The sequence below is a fragment of the Rhodococcus sp. P4_F5 genome, assembly GCF_056401315.1.
In genome coordinates, this window is record NZ_JBFUJP010000006.1 from 12,626 (window position 1) to 31,037 (window position 18,412).

Annotated in this window: 22 protein-coding genes; 3 read left to right on the top strand and 19 right to left on the bottom strand. The window is 71.5% G+C overall.

Features of this window, described 5'->3' with window-relative positions:
* Positions 1–49 precede the first annotated feature (49 nt).
* Positions 50–766 carry a TetR/AcrR family transcriptional regulator gene (locus AC1DU4_RS05005; protein ID WP_477837965.1) on the top strand — a complete coding sequence of 239 codons (717 nt, stop codon included), beginning with the start codon at positions 50–52 and terminating at the stop codon, positions 764–766.
* A 149-nt stretch (positions 767–915) separates the two neighbouring features.
* On the opposite strand, the gene AC1DU4_RS05010 is transcribed toward AC1DU4_RS05005, so the two are convergent.
* The 19 genes from AC1DU4_RS05010 to AC1DU4_RS05100 form a co-directional block, all read right to left on the bottom strand.
* Entirely contained in the window at positions 916–1,554 is a 639-nt protein-coding gene (locus AC1DU4_RS05010) for a vitamin K epoxide reductase family protein (RefSeq protein ID WP_477837966.1), read from the bottom strand.
* Positions 1,529–2,182, bottom strand: coding sequence for a DsbA family protein (locus AC1DU4_RS05015; protein WP_477837967.1), 654 nt, complete (start codon positions 2,180–2,182; stop codon positions 1,529–1,531). Before AC1DU4_RS05015 ends, AC1DU4_RS05010 begins: the two co-directional genes overlap by 26 nt.
* A gap of 140 nt (positions 2,183–2,322) precedes the next feature.
* Entirely contained in the window at positions 2,323–3,399 is a 1,077-nt protein-coding gene (locus AC1DU4_RS05020) for an SMI1/KNR4 family protein (protein WP_477837968.1), read from the bottom strand.
* Positions 3,400–3,415: 16 nt separating this feature from the next.
* Positions 3,416–3,760 carry a phosphoribosyl-AMP cyclohydrolase gene (hisI, locus tag AC1DU4_RS05025; RefSeq protein WP_477837969.1) on the bottom strand — a complete coding sequence of 115 codons (345 nt, stop codon included), beginning with the start codon at positions 3,758–3,760 and terminating at the stop codon, positions 3,416–3,418.
* Positions 3,757–4,530, bottom strand: coding sequence for an imidazole glycerol phosphate synthase subunit HisF (gene hisF, locus AC1DU4_RS05030; protein WP_477837970.1), 774 nt, complete (start codon positions 4,528–4,530; stop codon positions 3,757–3,759). Before hisF ends, hisI begins: the two co-directional genes overlap by 4 nt.
* 6 nt (positions 4,531–4,536) lie before the next feature.
* On the bottom strand, positions 4,537–5,337 hold the full coding sequence (locus AC1DU4_RS05035; protein ID WP_477837971.1) for an inositol monophosphatase family protein: 801 nt from the start codon (positions 5,335–5,337) through the stop codon (positions 4,537–4,539).
* A gap of 4 nt (positions 5,338–5,341) precedes the next feature.
* On the bottom strand, positions 5,342–6,076 hold the full coding sequence (gene priA, locus AC1DU4_RS05040; RefSeq protein ID WP_477837972.1) for a bifunctional 1-(5-phosphoribosyl)-5-((5-phosphoribosylamino)methylideneamino)imidazole-4-carboxamide isomerase/phosphoribosylanthranilate isomerase PriA: 735 nt from the start codon (positions 6,074–6,076) through the stop codon (positions 5,342–5,344).
* An 18-nt stretch (positions 6,077–6,094) separates the two neighbouring features.
* Positions 6,095–6,349 carry a hypothetical protein gene (locus AC1DU4_RS05045; RefSeq protein WP_477837973.1) on the bottom strand — a complete coding sequence of 85 codons (255 nt, stop codon included), beginning with the start codon at positions 6,347–6,349 and terminating at the stop codon, positions 6,095–6,097.
* Positions 6,346–6,975, bottom strand: coding sequence for an imidazole glycerol phosphate synthase subunit HisH (hisH, locus tag AC1DU4_RS05050; RefSeq protein ID WP_477837974.1), 630 nt, complete (start codon positions 6,973–6,975; stop codon positions 6,346–6,348). Before hisH ends, AC1DU4_RS05045 begins: the two co-directional genes overlap by 4 nt.
* Positions 6,972–8,096 (bottom strand): MFS transporter, encoded by a 1,125-nt coding sequence (locus AC1DU4_RS05055; protein ID WP_477838059.1) that lies wholly within the window; start codon positions 8,094–8,096, stop codon positions 6,972–6,974. The genes hisH and AC1DU4_RS05055 overlap by 4 nt, the downstream gene beginning before the upstream one ends.
* Positions 8,097–8,152: 56 nt before the next feature.
* A complete protein-coding gene (locus tag AC1DU4_RS05060; protein WP_477837975.1) occupies positions 8,153–8,308 on the bottom strand; it encodes a hypothetical protein in 156 nt (51 codons plus the stop codon).
* Entirely contained in the window at positions 8,305–8,919 is a 615-nt protein-coding gene (hisB, locus tag AC1DU4_RS05065) for an imidazoleglycerol-phosphate dehydratase HisB (protein WP_072845671.1), read from the bottom strand. Before hisB ends, AC1DU4_RS05060 begins: the two co-directional genes overlap by 4 nt.
* Complete coding sequence (locus tag AC1DU4_RS05070) at positions 8,916–10,064, bottom strand: histidinol-phosphate transaminase (RefSeq protein WP_072845672.1); 1,149 nt, start codon at positions 10,062–10,064, stop codon at positions 8,916–8,918. Before AC1DU4_RS05070 ends, hisB begins: the two co-directional genes overlap by 4 nt.
* Positions 10,061–11,398 (bottom strand): histidinol dehydrogenase, encoded by a 1,338-nt coding sequence (hisD, locus tag AC1DU4_RS05075; RefSeq protein ID WP_477837976.1) that lies wholly within the window; start codon positions 11,396–11,398, stop codon positions 10,061–10,063. Before hisD ends, AC1DU4_RS05070 begins: the two co-directional genes overlap by 4 nt.
* A gap of 149 nt (positions 11,399–11,547) precedes the next feature.
* On the bottom strand, positions 11,548–12,801 hold the full coding sequence (locus AC1DU4_RS05080; RefSeq protein WP_477837977.1) for a M23 family metallopeptidase: 1,254 nt from the start codon (positions 12,799–12,801) through the stop codon (positions 11,548–11,550).
* A gap of 75 nt (positions 12,802–12,876) precedes the next feature.
* Positions 12,877–13,260, bottom strand: coding sequence for a hypothetical protein (locus tag AC1DU4_RS05085; protein ID WP_477837978.1), 384 nt, complete (start codon positions 13,258–13,260; stop codon positions 12,877–12,879).
* Positions 13,261–13,363: 103 nt separating this feature from the next.
* The gene (locus AC1DU4_RS05090) at positions 13,364–14,191 is read right to left on the bottom strand and encodes a thioesterase family protein (protein ID WP_477837979.1); all 828 of its coding nucleotides are present in this window, start codon (positions 14,189–14,191) and stop codon (positions 13,364–13,366) included.
* Positions 14,192–14,221: 30 nt separating this feature from the next.
* On the bottom strand, positions 14,222–15,703 hold the full coding sequence (gene lnt / locus AC1DU4_RS05095) for an apolipoprotein N-acyltransferase (protein ID WP_477837980.1): 1,482 nt from the start codon (positions 15,701–15,703) through the stop codon (positions 14,222–14,224).
* Positions 15,704–15,713: 10 nt separating this feature from the next.
* On the bottom strand, positions 15,714–16,787 hold the full coding sequence (locus AC1DU4_RS05100) for an alpha/beta hydrolase (RefSeq protein ID WP_477837981.1): 1,074 nt from the start codon (positions 16,785–16,787) through the stop codon (positions 15,714–15,716).
* Between the two features lie 262 nt (positions 16,788–17,049).
* On the opposite strand from AC1DU4_RS05100, the gene AC1DU4_RS05105 reads away from it, so the two are divergent.
* Together AC1DU4_RS05105 and AC1DU4_RS05110 are read left to right on the top strand one after the other, a co-directional pair.
* The gene (locus AC1DU4_RS05105) at positions 17,050–17,520 is read left to right on the top strand and encodes an NfeD family protein (RefSeq protein ID WP_477838060.1); all 471 of its coding nucleotides are present in this window, start codon (positions 17,050–17,052) and stop codon (positions 17,518–17,520) included.
* Complete coding sequence (locus AC1DU4_RS05110) at positions 17,521–18,363, top strand: slipin family protein (protein ID WP_477837982.1); 843 nt, start codon at positions 17,521–17,523, stop codon at positions 18,361–18,363.
* Positions 18,364–18,412: the final 49 nt, after the last annotated feature.

The window sequence follows — 18,412 nt, forward strand, 5'->3', positions numbered from 1 at the left end:
CGAAGATTCCCCGCCAGCAATTCGCCGCCGCTCCTCGCGGCATACCGGTATGGCTATCCTCGACTTCGAGAACGGTAATTTCGCCACAACCATGAGGACAGACACGGTGACTTCTGCAGACCAGGGTGCTGTCAACCCCATCGCTACCGCCGCCGTCGATCGACTGTTCGGCCGGCAGCGCGACGAATACCTCACGGAGGCGCAGCGCCTCATTCGCGCCTGCAGCAGCCTCATCGCCGAAACCGGTCAAGTGGATCCGCCCGTCGCCGCAATCCTCGAGCGAGCGGGTCTCGCAACCCGCGCGTTCTACCGGCTCTTCAACTCGAAGGAAGCGCTGATCATCGCCGTTCTGCAAGACGGCACCACCGCGAGGACCCGCTACGCGGTCGAACAGATGTCCGCGGCCGGCACACCGCTCGACCGTGTCGACACATGGGTGCGAGCGATCGTCCTCCCGTACACCCAGGATGCAACGCAGGGGTATCGAGCAATCCTGCTCCACACATATCGGTGGGAAATGATGTTCCCCAACGAACTCGCAGCGATGCGCGCGCAACTCCTGCAGCCACTTGTTCAAGCAATTGCCGACCTCCGCGACGATGACGACCCGAGAACCGCTCAAACCGCGGCCGAGATCATCTACGACTCGTTCTTCGGTGTCGCCTGCCGCGCGGAGGCACAAAAGCGATTGGTCGGTCCCGACCAGGTCGCGGCGCTCACCCGGATGGCCGCACTCATAGCCACTTCATTCACCACTACGGACTGAACTGCGGTCACCACCCCCCAACGCGCCCGGCCACCGACGGTCTCGCCCCTCACGAGCCGGCGCCGGGTCGCTGAAATGGCACAGGCACGCGGTCCATCGGCCCCCCCCTCCCGGACCGCGCGCCTGTGCTGACTGCGCGACTTACCGGGCTACAACAGACTGGACCAGTACGGCCAGAACCGGTGAGCGATCAGGCCGAAGAGGATCAGGAACCACACCGTCACCGGCACGAGGTGGATTCCGCCCGCGAACACCACGTCGGCACGCACCGGTCCACCGAGCGTGCCGTGGAACAGGTTGCGCAGCGTGACGTACCAGAAGATCGGGACGGTCACCGCCCACACGACCATGCAGTACGGGCACAGGGCGCCGATGACGTAGAGGCTCTGCACGATCAGCCAGTGCACGAACACGACTGCCACGCTCACCCCCGCCTGCAGGCCCAGCCAGTACCAGCGGGCGAAGCCGGCACCGGCGAGCAGCCCGGCTCCCGTGGCCGCGACCACCGAGAACCCGGCGATGCCGAGCAGCGAGTTGGGAAACCCGAACACGGACGCCTGCGCGGTCTCCATCACCGAGCCGCAGTTGAGGACCGGGTTCAGGCTGCAGGTGGGGATGTAGCTCGCGTCCGCGACCAGCGCGAACTTCTCGACCGTGAGGGCAAACGAGGCGAGCGCACCGACGAGCCCGCCGATCAGCAACAGCCAGGGCAGCGACCGCTCGAACGGTGCGCCGTCGGATGACTCGGCGACGGTGCGCGCCTCAGCCGAGCGCGGCGTCGAGCGCATCGACGAGGTCCTGGTGGTACGAGGCGTCGACCCGCTGGCCGCCGACGAAGAACGTCGGGGTGCCCCGCACCCCGAGCAGCTCGCCGTCGGCGACGTCGGCGGCGACCCGCGCCGCCGTCGCGGGGTCGGCGTAGGCGGCGTCGAAGGCCACCAGGTCCAGTCCGAGATCGGCGGCGAAGCCCCGGAAGACGTCGTCCTTCGGGATCCGCTGCTCGCCCCACTCGGTCTGCGTCTCGAACATCCGCTGATACATCTGCTCGAACTTGCCCTGCTGCGCCGCGGCCTCCACGGCCCGGGCAGCGCGCTCGCCGTTGAAGTGCCCGGGCATCGGGAAGTAGCGCACCACGAAGCTCACCCGGTCGCCGTACTCGGCGCGCAGCTCCTCGATCGAGGAATGCGCCGCCTGGCAGGCCTCGCACTCGAAGTCGAGGAACTCCACGAACGTCACGCTGCCGTCCGGCGCCGAGGAGAGCCGGTGACTGTCCGGGCGCACGACCATCGCGGCGTCGACACCACCGCCGGCACTGTCTTCGCCTCCGGCGTCCGAGCGGCCGACCAGCAGCACCGCCGCGAGACCCAGGACGAAGACGACGACCAACGCCAGCGAGATCCTGACGCCGCGAGTCATCGGTCCACCCGTAGCGCCGGGAGCGATGAAACAGACAAACAAGGCGAAGCGGGCATGGGCGCCATGCTAGCTAGCACTGAGTTGCTCGACGCACTCGGGCCGATTGACGACGGTCGACACGTCTGCGATCCCGTCACCTCTCACGGCATCCCTGCGGTGGCACGCAGGACCCTGAGAACCTGCGTCGCATACTCCGGGGCGACCCGGTGCCCGCCGTCAGCGGCGATGATGTTCCCGCGTTCGACCTTCGCGTCCCACCAGTCCCGCAGGAACCCTTCCGCGAACCCTCCAGTGCAGAATCCGTAGGGGTCGGCGACGAACGAGGTGGTGACCATGAGGGCGTAGCAGGGCCGCTCGTAGTCGTCCTGCCCCTCGGCCCGGTTCGCGAAGTCCTCGAACGAGGACGCGGTGGCCAGATGTGAGTACAGCCAGAACATGACGTCGTACAGCAGCCACGAGTCGGCGTCCGCGTGGAGCGCGAAGAACCCCTTCTCCGTCACGATCCGCTCGGCGAGGCCGCGGACCAGCGCCTCGCCGTCCGGCAGGCCCGCCGCCCCCAGCGCGCGGCGGACGATCGGCGAGAGCGTGCCGTGCCGCACTGTTGCGAGATCGGCCTGCAGCGTCTCCTCGCTGTCGTCGAACTCGTCCTCGCTCACCAGACCCCGGACGAAGGTCGCGAAGTCAGGTGCGACCGCGGTGATGCGGTAGTCGGCCTCCTGGTCGACGTGCACGACCCGAGGCTCGCCGCGCGGGCCGCACGCACGGTAGTCGAGCATGATCTGCTCGTGCCCGGCGCTCGGGGTGTCGGCGACACCGACGCCGATGTCCGGGTACCCCCACTCGTCCCGCAGGAACGTCGAGCCGAGCTCCCCGCACAGCGACCAGGTGGCGGTACGGCCGATCGCGTACAGGCCGCTGATCTGGATGTGGTCCTCGGCCCAGCTCGTCGACGCGTCCGTCGGGTGGCAGGGTCGCTCGACGATGCCGCCGTTGTGCATCCGCATCAGTTCCACGTAGGAGTCCGGGAGCCGGTACCCGCCCAGCTCCTCCTCGAGCGACGCGATCAGCTCGTCGGTCGGCGCAGACTCGACGTAGTTCTCCCGCGAGTACTCGCCGTCGTCCCAGAAGCCCTCGAAGTCGACGCCGTCGAAATGCCCTGTGGTGCGCGTGAACCCGTCGGCCCGACGGCCGTCGCGTTCGACGGAACCGACGTCCATCACAGTCGCCTCGAGGTCAGGGTCGGGCGAGCAGGACGTCGGCGTCGAAGCAGGTGTGCGTGCCGGTGTGGCAGGCCGCGCCCTCCTGGTCGACGATCAGCAGCACGCTGTCGCCGTCGCAGTCGAGGCGCACCTCGTGCACGTACTGGGTGTGCCCGGACGTCTCCCCCTTGACCCAGTACTGCTGGCGCGAACGCGAGTAGTACGTGCCCTTACGGGTTTCCAGCGTGCGGGCCAGCGCCTCGTCGTCCATCCACGCCACCATCAGCACGTCGCCGGTGGAGCGTTCCTGGGCGACGGCACTGAACAGGCCGGCGTCGTTTCGCTTGAGCCGCGAGGCAATCGCGGGATCCAGACTCATCGGACGGTGATCCCCTCTCCGCGCATGGCGGCCTTGACCTCGGCGATGGTCAGGTCGCCGAAGTGGAACACGCTGGCCGCGAGGACGGCGTCCGCGCCGGCCTGCACGGCGGGCGCGAAGTGCTCCACCGCACCGGCGCCGCCGCTGGCGATCACCGGGACGTGCACGGCCGCGCGCACCGCGCGGATCATCCGCAGGTCGAACCCGACCTTGGTGCCGTCGGCGTCCATCGAGTTCAGCAGGATCTCCCCCACGCCGAGCTCCGCACCGCGCTGCGCCCACTCGACGGCGTCGATCCCGGTGCCGCGGCGACCGCCGTGGGTGGTCACCTCCCAACCCGACGGCGTGGGCGGCTGGCCCTCGGGCACGGTGCGGGCGTCGACCGAGAGCACGATGCACTGCGAGCCGAACCGGGCGCTGAGCTCGCGCAGCAACTCCGGCCGCGCGAGCGCCGCGGTGTTGACGCTGACCTTGTCCGCGCCCGCGCGCAGCAGCCGGTCCACGTCCTGCTCCGTCCGAACGCCGCCGCCGACGGTGAGCGGGATGAACACCTGCTCGGCGGTGCGGGTGACCACGTCGAGCATGGTCCCGCGCTCGGAGGTGGACGCCGTCACGTCCAGGAACGTCAGCTCGTCGGCGCCCTGCGCGTCGTACGCCGCCGCCAGTTCCACGGGATCGCCTGCGTCACGCAGGTTCTCGAAGTTGACGCCCTTCACCACGCGGCCCGCGTCCACGTCCAGACACGGGATGACCCGCACCGCCACCGTCATCGTTGGTCAGCCTTCCTTTACCGTTCGCAAGATCTCGAGTACTTCGTCGTGCACGCCCGGAGCCGCCGCCAGCACCGAGCCGGAACCCAGATGCCAGGGCGCGCCGTCCAGGTCGGTCACCACCCCGCCGGCCGCCCGCACCAGCGCCACGCCGGGCGCGTTGTCCCACGGGTGGTACCCGTAGACCACCGCTGCCCCGAGCACCCCGGCTGCCACGAACGCCAGGTCCACCCCGGTGCTGCCGTGCACCCGGATCCGGCGCGAGGTGCGGCTGAGCTGTTCGAGCACGTCCGCCCGCAGCCGGCCCGGGATCGGTCCGCGCCCGTCCACGTTGAACGCGCCGAGCCCGACCAGCGAGTCGGTCAGCCGTGCCGGTTCCAGTCTCGCTACCGGGATTCCGTTGCACAACACGGGGCCGTCGACGGTGGCGGCGTAGCGGCGGCCGAGCATCGGCAGCCAGGTCAGCCCCAGCACCGGGACCCCGTCGCGCAGCAGCGCCAGCAGGATGCCCGCGGTCGGCAGACCCGACGAGTAGTTCAGGGTGCCGTCGATGGGGTCGACCACCCAGACGGTGCCGGTCGCCAGTTCCGGGCCGCCGAACTCCTCGCCGTGCACGGGGATACCGGTGCGCTCGGTCAGTTCGGCGACGATGCGCTGCTCGAGCTCGAGGTCCAGGGCCGTGGCGAAGTCGCGCGGGCCCTTGTCCACCGCGCTCGGCGCCCCCACCCCGGCGACGAACCGCTCGCTGACCCCGTCGAGGACGGCGGAGGCGACCGCGAGCAGCTCGTCGAGCCGGGCGGGGGTCATCGGACTAACCGGCGACCGCGGCGAGGGCCTCGGGCAGCGTGAACCGGCCCGCGTACAGCGCCTTGCCGATGATCGCGCCCTCGACACCCTGTCCGGTCAGAGCGGCGATCGCGATGACGTCGTCGAGCACGGAGATGCCGCCCGAGGCGACGACCGGGGCGTCGGTGACCGCGCACACCTGCGCGAGCAGGTCCAGGTTCGGGCCGGTCAGGGTGCCGTCCTTGGAGACGTCGGTGACGACGTAACGGGCGCAGCCCTCGCTGTCGAGGCGGGCGAGGGTCTCGAACAGGTCGCCGCCCTCGGTCACCCAGCCGCGGCCGCGCAGCTGGTAACCGCCGTCGGTGTGCCGCACGTCGAGCCCGACGGCGATCTTGTCGCCGTACCGGGCGATGGCGCTCGCGCACCACTCGGGGTTCTCGATGGCGGCGGTGCCGAGGTTGACGCGACCGCAGCCCGTGGCCAGGGCGGCCTCGAGGGTCTCGTCGTCGCGGATGCCGCCGGACAGCTCCACCTTGACGTCGAGCTCGCCGATCACGTCGACGAGCAGGTCGCGGTTGGATCCGCGGCCGAAGGCGGCGTCGAGGTCCACCAGGTGCACCCACTCGGCACCGGCGTTCTGCCAGGCGAGGGCGGCGTCGCGGGGCGAGCCGTAATTGGTCTCGCTGCCTGCCTCCCCCTGAACGAGGCGGACGGCTTGTCCGTCGACGACATCAACAGCAGGCAAAAGGACCAGGCTCACTGCGCCAACCCTAGTGCGTCACGCCGACGGGCCGGTCCCCGGGTCGTCGTCGGCTTCGTCGAGGGCGCGGCGGGTCAGCCGGGTGGACACCAGGCCCATCGCGGCGATGGCGCCGACGACCCCTGCCAGCACGATGACCAGCCCGATTCCCGGTCCCGGCCGCAGCACCGAAACCAGGATCGTCGCCACCAGCAGGACGGTGGCCGCGCTGCCGAGCGAGAGCAGCGCGAGCCACCCGAACGAGAGCCCGCGACCGCCCCGCGGCGCACTCACAGACTGCGGACCCAGTTCTCCAGGAGTGTGGCGCCGGCGTCCCCGGACTTCTCGGGGTGGAACTGGGTGGCCGAGAGCGCGCCGTTCTCGACCGCAGCCAGGAACCGTCCGCCGTGGTCGGCCCAGGTGAGCTTCGGTGCGGCGATCACCTCCGGGACGTCCATCTCCCACTTCTGCACCGCGTACGAATGCACGAAGTAGAAGCGGGTGTCGGCGTCGATGCCGGCGAACAACACGCTGTCCGCGGGCGCCTCGAGGGTGTTCCAGCCCATGTGCGGGAGCACGTCGGCCTGCAGGCGCTCGACCGTTCCGGGCCATTCCCCGCAGCCCTCGACGTCGACACCGTGCTCGACGCCCCGCTCGAAGAGGATCTGCATGCCGACGCAGATGCCGAGGACCGGCCGGCCGCCCGCGAGGCGCTGGCCGATGATCCGCTCGCCGCGGACCGCGTGCAGGCCCTCCATGCAGGCGCCGAACGCGCCGACGCCGGGCACCAGCAGGCCGTCGGCGGCCAGGGCCGCCTTCGGGTCGGAGGTCACCTCGACCTCCGCGCCGACGCGGGCGAGGGCCCGCTGCGCGGAGTGGAGGTTGCCGGAGCCGTAGTCGAGGAGGGCGACGGAGGTCATGGCTCGACTCTATCGGCCCGCGGCGCCACTTGAATCGTCCGGCCCAGCGCGACCGGAATCACCGCCACGATGCCGGCGGCGGCGACCGCGAACACCCACGGGTAGCCCGCGATCCCGGCGACCACGCCGAGCGCGAGCGCGCCGATCCCCGTGCCCGCGTCGTAGCTGATGTTCCAGGCCGCACTCGCCGCGCCGAAACGGGCCGGCCCGGCCGCCGCGAACAGCGTCACCAGAGCCTCGTTCTGGACCGCGCCGAACCCGATGCCGAAGGCGACGGACCCGGCGAGCAGCAGCGGCACCCGGCCGCCGTCCTGGACCCCGAGCGCGAACAGCGCGGCGCCGAGCGCGCCACAGGCCAAGGCGGGCACCATGATCCGGCCGAGGCCGATCCGGTCGACCAGCACCCCGGCGCCGTAACGTCCCACCAGGATGGCGCCGCTGACCACCGCGAGCGCGACACCCGCGATCGCCGCCCGGTCCCCGACCGCGATCGGCAGCAGGCTCGACACCCCGCCGTACGCGGACGCCACCATCAGCATCGCCAGGCACGGCGCCAGCAGCACGCCCATGGGCAGGCGACGCACCCCGCCGGGCCCGCCGTGGGCCCGCGGGATCGACGGCAACGCCACGACGGAGACGATCGACAGCAACGGCACCAGCGCGCCGAGCACGAACACCACCGACTCGTGGCCGCCGCCGAACAGCGCCAGACCCAGTGGCAGCGCGACCATCTGGGACGCGGACACGGCGATGCCCTGGGCGCCGGTGGCCCGGCCGAGCAGTCGTTTCGGCGCGAGCTCCGCGATCAGCGCGCTGCCCGCCACCGTCACCAGGCCGAACCCGACCCCGCGCACCGCGGAGATCGCCAGCGCGGGAACCGGATCGGTGGAGAGCAGGAACGCCAGCGCCGGCGCCCCGAGCAGCAGGCAGCCGACGGCGAGCACCCAGCGGTGCCCCCAGGTCCGCAGCAGCGCGGGCACCGCCAGCTGGGTGAGCACCGTGGTGGCCATGAAGATCGCGGTGCTCGCCCCGGCCAGGGCGTCCGAGCCACCCGAGCGCGAGATCGCCAACGGCACCACCGGCAACAGCAACGACCAGCCGCCGAAGGTGGTGGCGCCCATCAGCAGTGCGACCGGCAACCCGGGTGTGCGGAGCAACCCGGCGGTCCCGGCAGGCACTAGACCAACCGCAGGATTCCGCCGACCGCCGCGATGACCGCCATGGCCAGCAGCACGCCCGAGGCGAACTTGTTGACCTTCCACAGCGAGTAGGCGCCGCCACCGAGGAATCCGGCCGCCAGGAACAGGATGTAGATCAGTGCGTCTCCGCTCACAGCGCGCCCTTGGTCGACGGCACGCCGGTCACCCGCGGGTCCGGCTCGACGGCCTCGCGCAGCGCCCGCGCGACAGCCTTGAACTCCGCCTCCGTGATGTGGTGCTGGTCGCGGCCGTAGAGCACCCGCACGTGCAGCGCGATGCGCGCGTTGGAGGCGAGCGACTCGAACACGTGCCGGTTGATCACCGTCGCGTACGGCACCCCCGGGTACCCGCCGATGACGCTGTGCAGCATGTGGTCCGGCTCGCCGGTGTGCACGCAGTACGGGCGGCCGGAGACGTCGACGGAGGCGTGTGCGAGCGTCTCGTCCATCGGGATGAACGCGTCGCCGAAGCGGCGGATGCCCTTCTTGTCGCCGAGCGCCTGACCGAGCGCCTGACCGAGCACGATGGAGGTGTCCTCCACCGTGTGGTGCGCCTCGATCTCGATGTCGCCCTCCGCCTTGACCGTCAGGTCGAAGCTGGCGTGGCTGCCGAGCGCCGTCAGCATGTGGTCGAAGAACGGCACGCCGGTGGAGATGTCGACGATGCCGGTCCCGTCGAGGTTCAACTCGACGGAGATGCTCGACTCCCGGGTGGTGCGTTCGACCTTCGCGATGCGGTCGGTCATCGGTTGTCTCCTGTGCTGGATGAGGTGGCTGCCAGTTCGGTGGCCGCGAGTTCGTCGCTGGCCGTGATGAAGGCGTCGTTCTCCGAGGCGAGTCCGACGGTGGCGCGCAGGAAGCCGGGGATCCCGACGTCGCGGATGAGCACCCCGCGGTCCAGGTAGGCCTGCCAGGCCCGGGCCGCATCGGTGAACTCGCCGAACAGGACGAAGTTGGCATCCGACGGGATGACGTGGAATCCGCTGTCCGCGAGGGCCTTCGACACCCGCACCCGCTCGGCCGCGAGCGCGTGCACGCTGCCGAGGGTTTCGTCGGCGTGCCGCAGGGCCGCGCGCGCGGCGGCCTGGGTGACCACCGACAGGTGGTACGGCAGCCGCACCAGCAGCAACGCCTCGATGAACGCCGGCGCCGCCGCGAGGTAGCCGAGTCGACCGCCCGCGAAGGCGAACGCCTTGCTCATCGTCCGGGTCACCACGAGCTTGGCCGGGTACTCGTCGATCAACGTCATGGCGCTCGGCGCCTCCGAGAACTCCGCGTACGCCTCGTCGACGATCACGACGCCGGGGGCGGCGTCGAGCACCCGGCGCAGGTCGGCGATGCCGACGCTGTGCCCGGTCGGGTTGTTCGGGCTGGTGACGAACACGACGTCCGGGCGGCGGTCCGCGATGGCCGCCACCGCCGCGTCGACGTCCAGCGCGAAGTCCGCACCGCGGAAGACCGGCAGCCACTGCGTGTCGGTGCCGTCGGCGATGATCGGGTGCATCGAGTACGACGGCACGAAGCCCATCGCGCTGCGGCCTGGCCCGGCGAACGCCTGCAGCAGCTGCTGCAGGATCTCGTTGGAACCGTTTGCGGCCCAGACGTTCTCGACCGTCACCGGAACCCCGGTCTGCCGCGCGAGGTACGCCGCCAGGTCGGTGCGCAGGGCCACGGCGTCGCGGTCCGGGTAGCGGTGCAGCTCGCGTGCGGCCTCCCGCACCGACTCGGCGACGTCGTCGATCAACGCCTGCGTGGGCGGGTGCGGGTTCTCGTTGGTGTTCAGCTGCACCGGAACCGTCAGCTGCGGCGCCCCGTACGGCGACTTCCCCCGCAGGTTCTCACGGATCGGCAGCTGGTCGAGCCGGGCGTCCCCGCCCGGTGCCGCGCTCACTTGAGCGCCTCGAAACGGAGCCGGACGGCCTCGCCGTGCGCGGGCAGGTCCTCGGCGTTGGCCAGGGTGATGACGTGACCGGCGACGTCCTTGAGGGCCGCCTCCGAGTAGTCGACGACGTGGATGCCGCGCAGGAAGGTCTGCACGCTCAGGCCGGACGAGTGCCGCGCGCAGCCGGCGGTGGGCAGCACGTGGTTCGAGCCGGCACAGTAGTCGCCCAGGCTCACCGGCGACCACGCGCCGACGAAGATCGCGCCCGCGCTGCGGACCCGGCCGGCCACCTCGGCGGCGTTCTCGGTCTGGATCTCCAGGTGCTCGGCGGCGTAGGCGTTGACCACCCGCAGGCCGTCCTCGATCGAGGAGACCAGCACGGTGCCGGACTGGGTGCCGGCGAGCGCCGTCGCGACCCGCTCGCGGTGCTTGGTCAGCTCGAGCTGGGCGGTCAACGCGTCGTCCACCGCGTCGGCGAGTTCGGTGGACGTGGTGACCAGGACGCTGGCGGCCAGCACGTCGTGCTCGGCCTGGCTGATCAGGTCGGCGGCCACGTGCACCGGGTCGGCGGTGTGGTCGGCGAGGATCGCGATCTCGGTGGGGCCGGCCTCGGCGTCGATGCCGACCATGCCGCGGCAGAGCCGCTTGGCCGCGGTGACGTAGATGTTGCCCGGTCCGGTGATCAGGTCCACCGGCGCGAGCTCCGCGCCGTCGGTGTCGGTGCCGCCGTAGGCGAGCAGCGCGACGCCCTGACCGCCGCCGACCGCCCACACCTCCTCGACGCCGAGCAGCTGCGCCGCGGCCAGGATGGTCGGGTGCGGCAGCCCGCCGAACGCGGCCTGCGGCGGCGAGGCCACGACCAGGGACTCGACGCCCGCGGCGTGCGCCGGCACCACGTTCATCACCACGGACGACGGGTACACCGCGTTGCCGCCGGGCACGTACAGGCCGACGCGGTCGACCGGCACCCACCGCTCGGTGACGGTGCCACCCGGCACCACCTCGGTGACGGTGTCGGTGCGGCGCTGGTCGGCGTGCACCTTGCGGGTGCGTTCGATGGCGACCTCGAGCGCCGTCCGCACGGCCGGGTCGAGCTCGTCGAGGGCGCGGGCCAGCTCGGCGGCGGGGACCCGCACGGTGTCGGGGCGGACGCCGTCGAACTTCTCGCCGAACTCGAGCGCCGCCTCGGCGCCGCGGTCGCGCACGGCCTCGACCATCGGGCGGACCTGATGCAGCACCGCGTCCACGTCCACTCCACCTCGGGGCAGCGCCGCTCGGAGTTCGGCGGTGGTGGGGGTTCGACCGCGGAGATCGACGCGGGCGAGCTCGGTGCGGGCAGGCATGAGGGTCCCTTCGAAAGGATGGGTTTGTGTCGATTATCCAGGATAGTTGCTACTCATTTTCACCGACCGCCCGCGCGGCGCGCCGAGTGTGCGGTCGCCGACGGTCGCGCTCGCCGTTTGCCCCGGCAACTGCGCACTCGGCGGCTGCGTCAGGGCAACTCCGGGAAGTCGACGACGTCGCCGTCGAGGGGCAACTGGTCCGACCGTTCGCCGGCGTCCGGTCCCCGCACGAGGCTGCCGGTGTCGGTCGAGCCGACGAACGTGAAACGGTCGATCTCGTAGGGCACGTTGTCGCTCGACAGCGGCAGCGGGGCCCGGGTCACGTGGAAGTGCAGGTGCGGCTCGGACGTGTTGCCCGAGTTTCCCAGCCGGCCGATCACCTGCCCCTGGGTGACCCGATCGCCTACCTTCACCGATGCCGACGCCGGGATCATGTGGGCGTAGAACGCGAAATTGCCGTCGCCGATGTCGATGATGACGCGGTTGCCGCCCAGCTGTTCGAGCGTGAGGTCCGCCGGGACCTGCTGCGGCACCTCCTCGGGCCGGTCCGACACGACCGCCACCACCGTCCCGTCGGCCACCGCCAGCAGCGGAGCGTCGTAGGCGAAGTAGTCCGCGTTCCTCGAGACATCACCGCGGTACGAGGTCAGCGGGGCGATGTCGGGGTCGATACGCAGCCAGTCGATGGCATAGCGCTCGGCACCGTTGATCCTGCCGCCGGCGCCCATCATCGCGCCGCGATGCGAGGTGATCACGCAGCACGCGTTGGCTGCCACCCAACTGTCGCCGGCGAGGGGCGGACCGATGACCACGGGCAAGCTCGTGCTGGTCGCGACGACGCCACCGATCTGCGTGACCGTGTCCGGGTACCTGGCGCCGACGGCGGCTTCCGGCTCAGCGGCGGCGCCGAACGTGGCGGTCAGCCGATGGGTCACCTCGGCCGGGACGTCGGCGCGGGTCTCGTACACGTCGTCGAGCACCAACAGCGCGGTGCGCCCCATCGGGATCTCGGTGAACGGCGCCGACGCGTAGTTCGGGAACAGGATCGACCGGGCCGGCACCTCGCTGCCCGCCACACTCGCGACCACTCCCCCGTCCGGTCCGCCGGCCAGGGTGTCGACCTGGGTGATGACGGCCGGGCGGGGCGAGGAGTTGAGCACCTCGATCTCGTATGCCACGTGAACCTTGCCGTCGGTGCCGGTGACGGGAATCGGATCGGGACCGACGGTGGTGATCACCAACGGCGCCACCACGTCGACGTCGAGGGGGTAGCCGGGCGGGACGCCGCCCCGAGCGTCGTCGACCGACGTCGACGGCTGGGTCGACCCGGCGGAATCGACCGACGACGAGCACGCCGCCACCAGCGCGGCACACGTCACGAGGAGCAGCGGAACTCTGCGCATGGGGATGTCCTTACGTCGGCGGGCATTCCGGGTCGGCTGGCTTCTCGGGCGCGGTGGTGCCGCCGCGTACCGACGTCACGCGGGCGCCGTCGCCGTCGCCGTCGCGAAGGGCGGCACCACCGCCGAGTCGAGGCATGGCGGCCGGTACGACGTCGACGGGTGGTCCAGGAACCCGGTGACGGCGGCGGCGCCGCAGTCGGGCCGAGCTCGGTCCTGCGGGACTGTCAGTGTGCCGCAGACGAAGTCGCCTCCGAGCGGCGGCAACGACAGACCCGGCAGGACCGGCTCGGGGCAGGGGTTCGCGGCGTAGCTGTACGGCCCGACCGGCAACGGCGTGGCACCGTCGGCACCACTCGGGGCGGAGGTACACCCGGAAAGGACCATCGGCGCGGTGACCGCGACAGCGAACAAGCCTGTGCGGCGGCACAACCGGCAACCGGTGCGCGATGGATTCGTCATGGCGACTCCAGAGCGGGCCCTGGCGGACTGCCTCAGCCCAACTCGTCGAGTCTATTCACGAAATGTCCGATTCTTCGGGGATTCGTCGAACGCGGGGGCCCACTCACACGTCGATCGGCAGCTCGAACTCGCCCTGTCCGGAGAAGTCCACCTGTCGCTGCGCGTTCGCCAGCGCGCTGACCACGCAGGTACCGATCGGCCCGCCCCGGTCGAAGAGCGTGGCGGTGCCGACCGCGATGCCGTCCGTGCTGTGGTGGTCGTCCGCCTCGAGTCCCACCTCCGGGCCCTCCGGCAGCCGCGAGAGAACCATCGTCAGGTCGACGTTGATGAAGCCGACCCCGGCGGTGCCCCAGTTCGTCATCAGGCTGGTCGGCTCGGCGGCCATCGCCGCCCGCACGAACGGCGACAGCTCCTCCCCCTTCACGACCGGAATGTTCTGGGACCACATCCGCTTTCGGCTCGCGCCCTGGTGCTCGAGCATGGAGGAGGACCAGCCCTCCGGATGGTCGTCGCTGCCGAACCAGGGTGGCCGCAGCTCGTCGACCGGGCCCGCGTCCGGCGGCGACGGCCGGTGCTCCCGGGTCCACACCTCGCCCGGCGGCTGCTCCGACCGACGCAGGAACACGGCCGACGCGCGCGCCACCACCTCTCCGTCCTGCCACAGCTCGGCGTCCGCGACCCGGATCCTGCGTCCCTCCCGCACCGGCGAGGTGGTCGTGGTGAACGGCCTGGTCAACGCGGGCCGGAACAGGTCGACGGTGAGCCGGGCGGGGGTGAATCCCTCTGCGCCGTGACCGTTCTCGACCGCCCGCGCCAAGAGTCCGCACAGCGCGGCGCCGTGCACCATCTCCTCCGACCACCGGCTGGTCGCGAAGGGCAGCGGCACGTAGCCGTCGTCGGTCGTGGCAAAGAACGCGAACTGGTCGGGCACGGTGAGCACTCCTGTCGACAGTTGAACTTCTCAACCAGATGATGGTTGCCCGGACCCGCGTCGGGTGCGAAACGGGCGAAATCGACGCAGCAGCGCTCCGGCCACGATCGCCGCGACCACCACGGCCGACAGCACCGGCGCGTAGTTGCCGAACCGGACGAAGGGGGTGTCCGCCCCCGGGGCGGGCACCTCGACGACGAGGCTGCCGTGCTGGTCGGCGGGCATCGACCCGAGCCGCTCGCCCCGCGCGTCGAACGCCGCCGAGACCCCGGTGAGCGCGGCGGCCACCACCGGGCGGCCGGTCTCCGCAGCCCGCACCGCGCCCACGCTCGCGAGCTGCGCGGGTGCCCAACTGCCCTGAAAGGTGGCGGTCGAGGTCTGGTAGACCAGCACCTGCGCACCGTCGCGCGCCTGGCTCCGGGCCAGGTCCGGGAAGGTCTCCTCGAACGAGACCAGCGGCCCGATCGTCACCCCGCCGCCGGTCTCCATCGTCGTCAGTTCGTGCCCGGGTCGCCGGTTCTGGCCCGCGGCGGCGGTGATCCGGCTGACCCAGCCGAGCTGGTCCCGGAAGGGGACGTACTCACCGAACGGCACCAGCCGGGTCTTGCGGTAGGTGCCGCGCACACCCTGCCCGTCGAGCAGCACCGACGTCTTCGCGACCGCGCCGGTCGCGTCTCGGGCGTCGACGTTGACGAGCAGGTCCGCCCCGACCTCCCGGGACAACGCGGTGAGCCGGGCCAACACATCCGGCCGGTCCGTCAGGTCCGCCCCGACGCTGCTCTCCCCCCACACCACCAGGTCCACCGGCCTGCCGATCGCGCGGGTCAGCTGCTCCTGGCTCGCCAGCAGGTCGCCGTGCACGATGCCCGGTTGCACGAGGGCGACGGTCGTGAGGATGTCGRCAGGTGGGGCCGGCCGGGCCGCGAAACAGAGCGGTCCCGCCGCCACCGCGACGGCCGCGGCGGCGGCGCCCCAGCAGCGGGCCGACCGGCCGCCGAGGATCAGCAGTGCGACGCCGGTGTTGGCCGCGACCACCGCGAAACCGACGAGCCAGACGCCGCCGACCGCGGCGAGCGCCAGCACGGTGGGGTGGCGCCACTGGGTGGCGCCGAGCAACGACCACGGCCCGCCGAGCCACTGCCAGGACCGGATCGTCTCGACCAGCACCCACCCGGCGGGCACCCCCACCACGGCGCAGGCCGCGCGGGGTCCTGTGACGGGCGCCCGCAGCAGGGCGCGGACGAGCACCGCCCACCCGGTCCACAGCAACGCGAGCGCACCGATGGCAAAGGGGAAGAACAACACCAGGTTCGGCGCCAACCAGTAGTGGCCCGCGCCAAGGAAACCGACGCCGGCCAACCATCCGAGCAGCGCGGCCTCACCGGGGGACGGCGCGGCCGCGATCAGGAGCAACAGCGGGACAAGCGCCACCCATGCCAGGACGGACAGGTCCGGAGCAGGGAAGGCCAGCGCCGGCAAGGCCCCCGCGGCCACCGCGGCCAGACGCGGCATCCACCGCGACTCACGAAATCTCGCGGGTCCCCGCCTCCCCCACGGCCAGGTGCGCGCGAACGAACTCGCCGACCCGCCCAATTGCGCGGCCCGCCTCCGGAACCCAGTCGGCCGCGGCATGGAAGACGTGGATCTGCCGGTCCCACACCTCGAGGGTGACCGGCACGCCCGAGGCGGCGAGGCGCTGCGCCATCAGTTCCGCGTCCGGGTACAGGATCTCGGTCGAGCCAACCTGGATCAGCACCGGCGGCAACGCGCCGAGGGCGGCGTCCACCGGCGAGACCCGGGGCGGGGACGGCGGGTCGGCGTGACGCTCGGCCCGGTCCGCCAGGGCGGTCAGGACGGGCAGCACCGAGCGGGGGAACACCGGGCAGGCAGCGGCTTTCGGGTCGGCCAGCTTGGCCGTCGGGTCCATGTCCGTGAGCGGCGACAGCGCCACCAGAGCGGCCGGCTGCGGCAGGCCGCGCGCATCGAGCTCGAGCGCGGTCGCGAACGTGAGGTAACCGCCCGCCGAGTCTCCGGCGATGGCGATGCGCTCAGGCGCGAAACCCTGTGCCAGCAGCCATCGGTACCCGGAGACCGCGTCGGCGACGGAGTCGGCGATCGTGTGCCTCGGCAGCATCCGGTAGTCGACGCTGAGCACGGCAGCCTTCGCGGCCGCGGAGACCCACGACTCCAGCCGGCGATGGGTGTTCAACCCGCAGACCAGGAACCCGCCGCCGTGCAGGTAGAGCACCGCGGACGCATCGTCGACCGCGCCGGCCTCGAGCCACTCGGCGTCGCAGTGCGGCAGGCACACCCGGCGCCGCCGAACGTCACGGACGGGCGGCAGGAAACGGGCGGCGAGGTCGACCAGACCCGCGGGCCACAGCGGCCCCGGACAGCGCGCCCAGAGCGAGATGAACGGCTTCACCGTGCATCGCACCGTCGCGGCGAGGACCTGCGACCGAAGGCTCGCGCCCGCCACGAACGTCGGCTCGGCGGCGGCCGCGATCGCCCGGGTCGCGGCGGGCTTGCGGCGCGGGCGCGCCCGCGCGCGAGCACCTTGGGCGGACCCCGCTGTCGACGTCGGATTCACGGACATCTTCGGCTCCCGGCATGTCTGGAACGAACAACCTGATGACGACCACGAGTGGCACGAACCAGGCACTGYCGAGACGCGAAAGGCAGCACCGACGATCGTACTTCGCGTAGATCACATTGACCAGAGTGGCGCGGGATGAATACGCAGGTCACAGCCCGATAAACGCGGCGGGGGACGGCGGTGGCGCACCCGTCGGCACACGCTTACGGTGGTTGGTGGAGGCCGCGCCGTGAGTGGGGCGGCCGAGTGCACGGGAGGGGCGATGGCCGCCCTGGGCGTACTTGCCTTGTTGCTCGGTGTGCTGCTGATCCTGGTGGAGGCACACGCCCCGACTGCCGGTGTGCTCAGCGGCATCTCGGTGCTCGCCATTGCCGCGGGCGTGTGGATGCTGTTCGTCGCCGGCGGCGCCGCCGAGACCCTGGCGGTGCCGATCGCCGCGGGCACCGCGGTCGTCGGCCTCGGCGTCACCGCGGTCGCGGGCCGCAAGGTGATCGCCGCCCGCCGCGAACCGGTACGGGGCGGGGCACAGTCCCTGGTCGACCGCGAGGCGACGGTGACCAGTTGGTCCGGGTCGCAGGGCCAGGTGCAAGCCGACGGCGGCCTGTGGCGGGCCCAGATCGAGTTCGGCTACGACGCCGACCCGGCCCCCACCGCGGGCGATCCGGTGGTGGTGACGGGTGTGCACGGGCTCACCCTGGCCGTCCGCCGCGCGCAGCCATGGGAGGTGAGGTAAGTGACTGCACTCCTGGTCATTGTGGTGATTCTGGTCATCGCGGCCCTGATCGTGCCCGGAACCGCGGTGCGGGTGCTGCGTGAGTACGAGCGGGCCGTCGTCTTCCGCCTCGGCCGGGCGCTCGAGGTGAAGGGACCCGGCGTGGTGCTGCTGATCCCGGTGGTGGACCGGATGGTCCGGGTGGGCCTGCGCACGGTGACGCTGAAGGTCCCGGCACAGGAGGTGATCACCCGCGACAACGTGCCCGCCCGGGTCACCGCGGTGGCCTATTTCCGGGTGCTCGACGCCGACCGCGCTGTCATCGAGGTGGAGGACTTCCTCGCCGCGACGATGCAGATCGCCCAGACCACGCTGCGGTCGGTGCTCGGCAAGGCGGAACTGGACACCCTGCTCTCCGACCGCGAACGCCTCAACGAGGACCTGCAGAAGATCATCGACCAGCAGACCGAGCCGTGGGGCGTCAAGGTCACCACCGTCGAGATCAAGGACGTCGAGATCCCCGAGAGCATGCAGCGCGCCATCGCCCGGCAGGCCGAGGCCGAACGCGAGCGGCGCGCCAAGATCATCAACGCCGAGGGCGAGTTCCAGGCGTCCGCGAAGCTTGCCGAGGCCGCCGAGGTGATCAGCCGGAACCCGACGACACTGCACCTGCGCTACCTGCAGACGCTGCGCGAGGTCGGCGGCGAGCACAACTCGACGGTGATCTTCCCGTTGCCCATCGACCTGATCCGGCCCTTCCTCGACGCGAGCGCGCCGACCACGACGACGGCGGCTGCGTCGACGGCGTCGCCCGCGCGGCTGAACTCTGACCATTCCGGGGACAGTCCGCCGACCCGGACCTAGCCTGCTGTTCGTGCCCCGACTCCGGTTTCTCCGAAGCCCCGCAGCGGTC

What these genes read in the sequence shown, in the direction of transcription:
- AC1DU4_RS05005 (WP_477837965.1), top strand. Translation starts at nt 50, where the DNA reads ATGGCTATCCTCGACTTCGAGAACGGTAATTTCGCCACAACCATGAGG.
- AC1DU4_RS05010 (WP_477837966.1), bottom strand. Translation starts at nt 1,554, where the DNA reads ATGCGCTCGACGCCGCGCTCGGCTGAGGCGCGCACCGTCGCCGAGTCA.
- AC1DU4_RS05015 (WP_477837967.1), bottom strand. Translation starts at nt 2,182, where the DNA reads ATGACTCGCGGCGTCAGGATCTCGCTGGCGTTGGTCGTCGTCTTCGTC.
- AC1DU4_RS05020 (WP_477837968.1), bottom strand. Translation starts at nt 3,399, where the DNA reads ATGGACGTCGGTTCCGTCGAACGCGACGGCCGTCGGGCCGACGGGTTC.
- hisI (WP_477837969.1), bottom strand. Translation starts at nt 3,760, where the DNA reads ATGAGTCTGGATCCCGCGATTGCCTCGCGGCTCAAGCGAAACGACGCC.
- hisF (WP_477837970.1), bottom strand. Translation starts at nt 4,530, where the DNA reads ATGACGGTGGCGGTGCGGGTCATCCCGTGTCTGGACGTGGACGCGGGC.
- AC1DU4_RS05035 (WP_477837971.1), bottom strand. Translation starts at nt 5,337, where the DNA reads ATGACCCCCGCCCGGCTCGACGAGCTGCTCGCGGTCGCCTCCGCCGTC.
- hisH (WP_477837974.1), bottom strand. Translation starts at nt 6,975, where the DNA reads ATGACCTCCGTCGCCCTCCTCGACTACGGCTCCGGCAACCTCCACTCC.
- AC1DU4_RS05055 (WP_477838059.1), bottom strand. Translation starts at nt 8,096, where the DNA reads ATGGGCGCCACCACCTTCGGCGGCTGGTCGTTGCTGTTGCCGGTGGTG.
- hisB (WP_072845671.1), bottom strand. Translation starts at nt 8,919, where the DNA reads ATGACCGACCGCATCGCGAAGGTCGAACGCACCACCCGGGAGTCGAGC.
- hisD (WP_477837976.1), bottom strand. Translation starts at nt 11,398, where the DNA reads ATGCCTGCCCGCACCGAGCTCGCCCGCGTCGATCTCCGCGGTCGAACC.
- AC1DU4_RS05080 (WP_477837977.1), bottom strand. Translation starts at nt 12,801, where the DNA reads ATGCGCAGAGTTCCGCTGCTCCTCGTGACGTGTGCCGCGCTGGTGGCG.
- AC1DU4_RS05085 (WP_477837978.1), bottom strand. Translation starts at nt 13,260, where the DNA reads ATGACGAATCCATCGCGCACCGGTTGCCGGTTGTGCCGCCGCACAGGC.
- AC1DU4_RS05100 (WP_477837981.1), bottom strand. Translation starts at nt 16,787, where the DNA reads ATGTCCGTGAATCCGACGTCGACAGCGGGGTCCGCCCAAGGTGCTCGC.
- AC1DU4_RS05105 (WP_477838060.1), top strand. Translation starts at nt 17,050, where the DNA reads ATGGCCGCCCTGGGCGTACTTGCCTTGTTGCTCGGTGTGCTGCTGATC.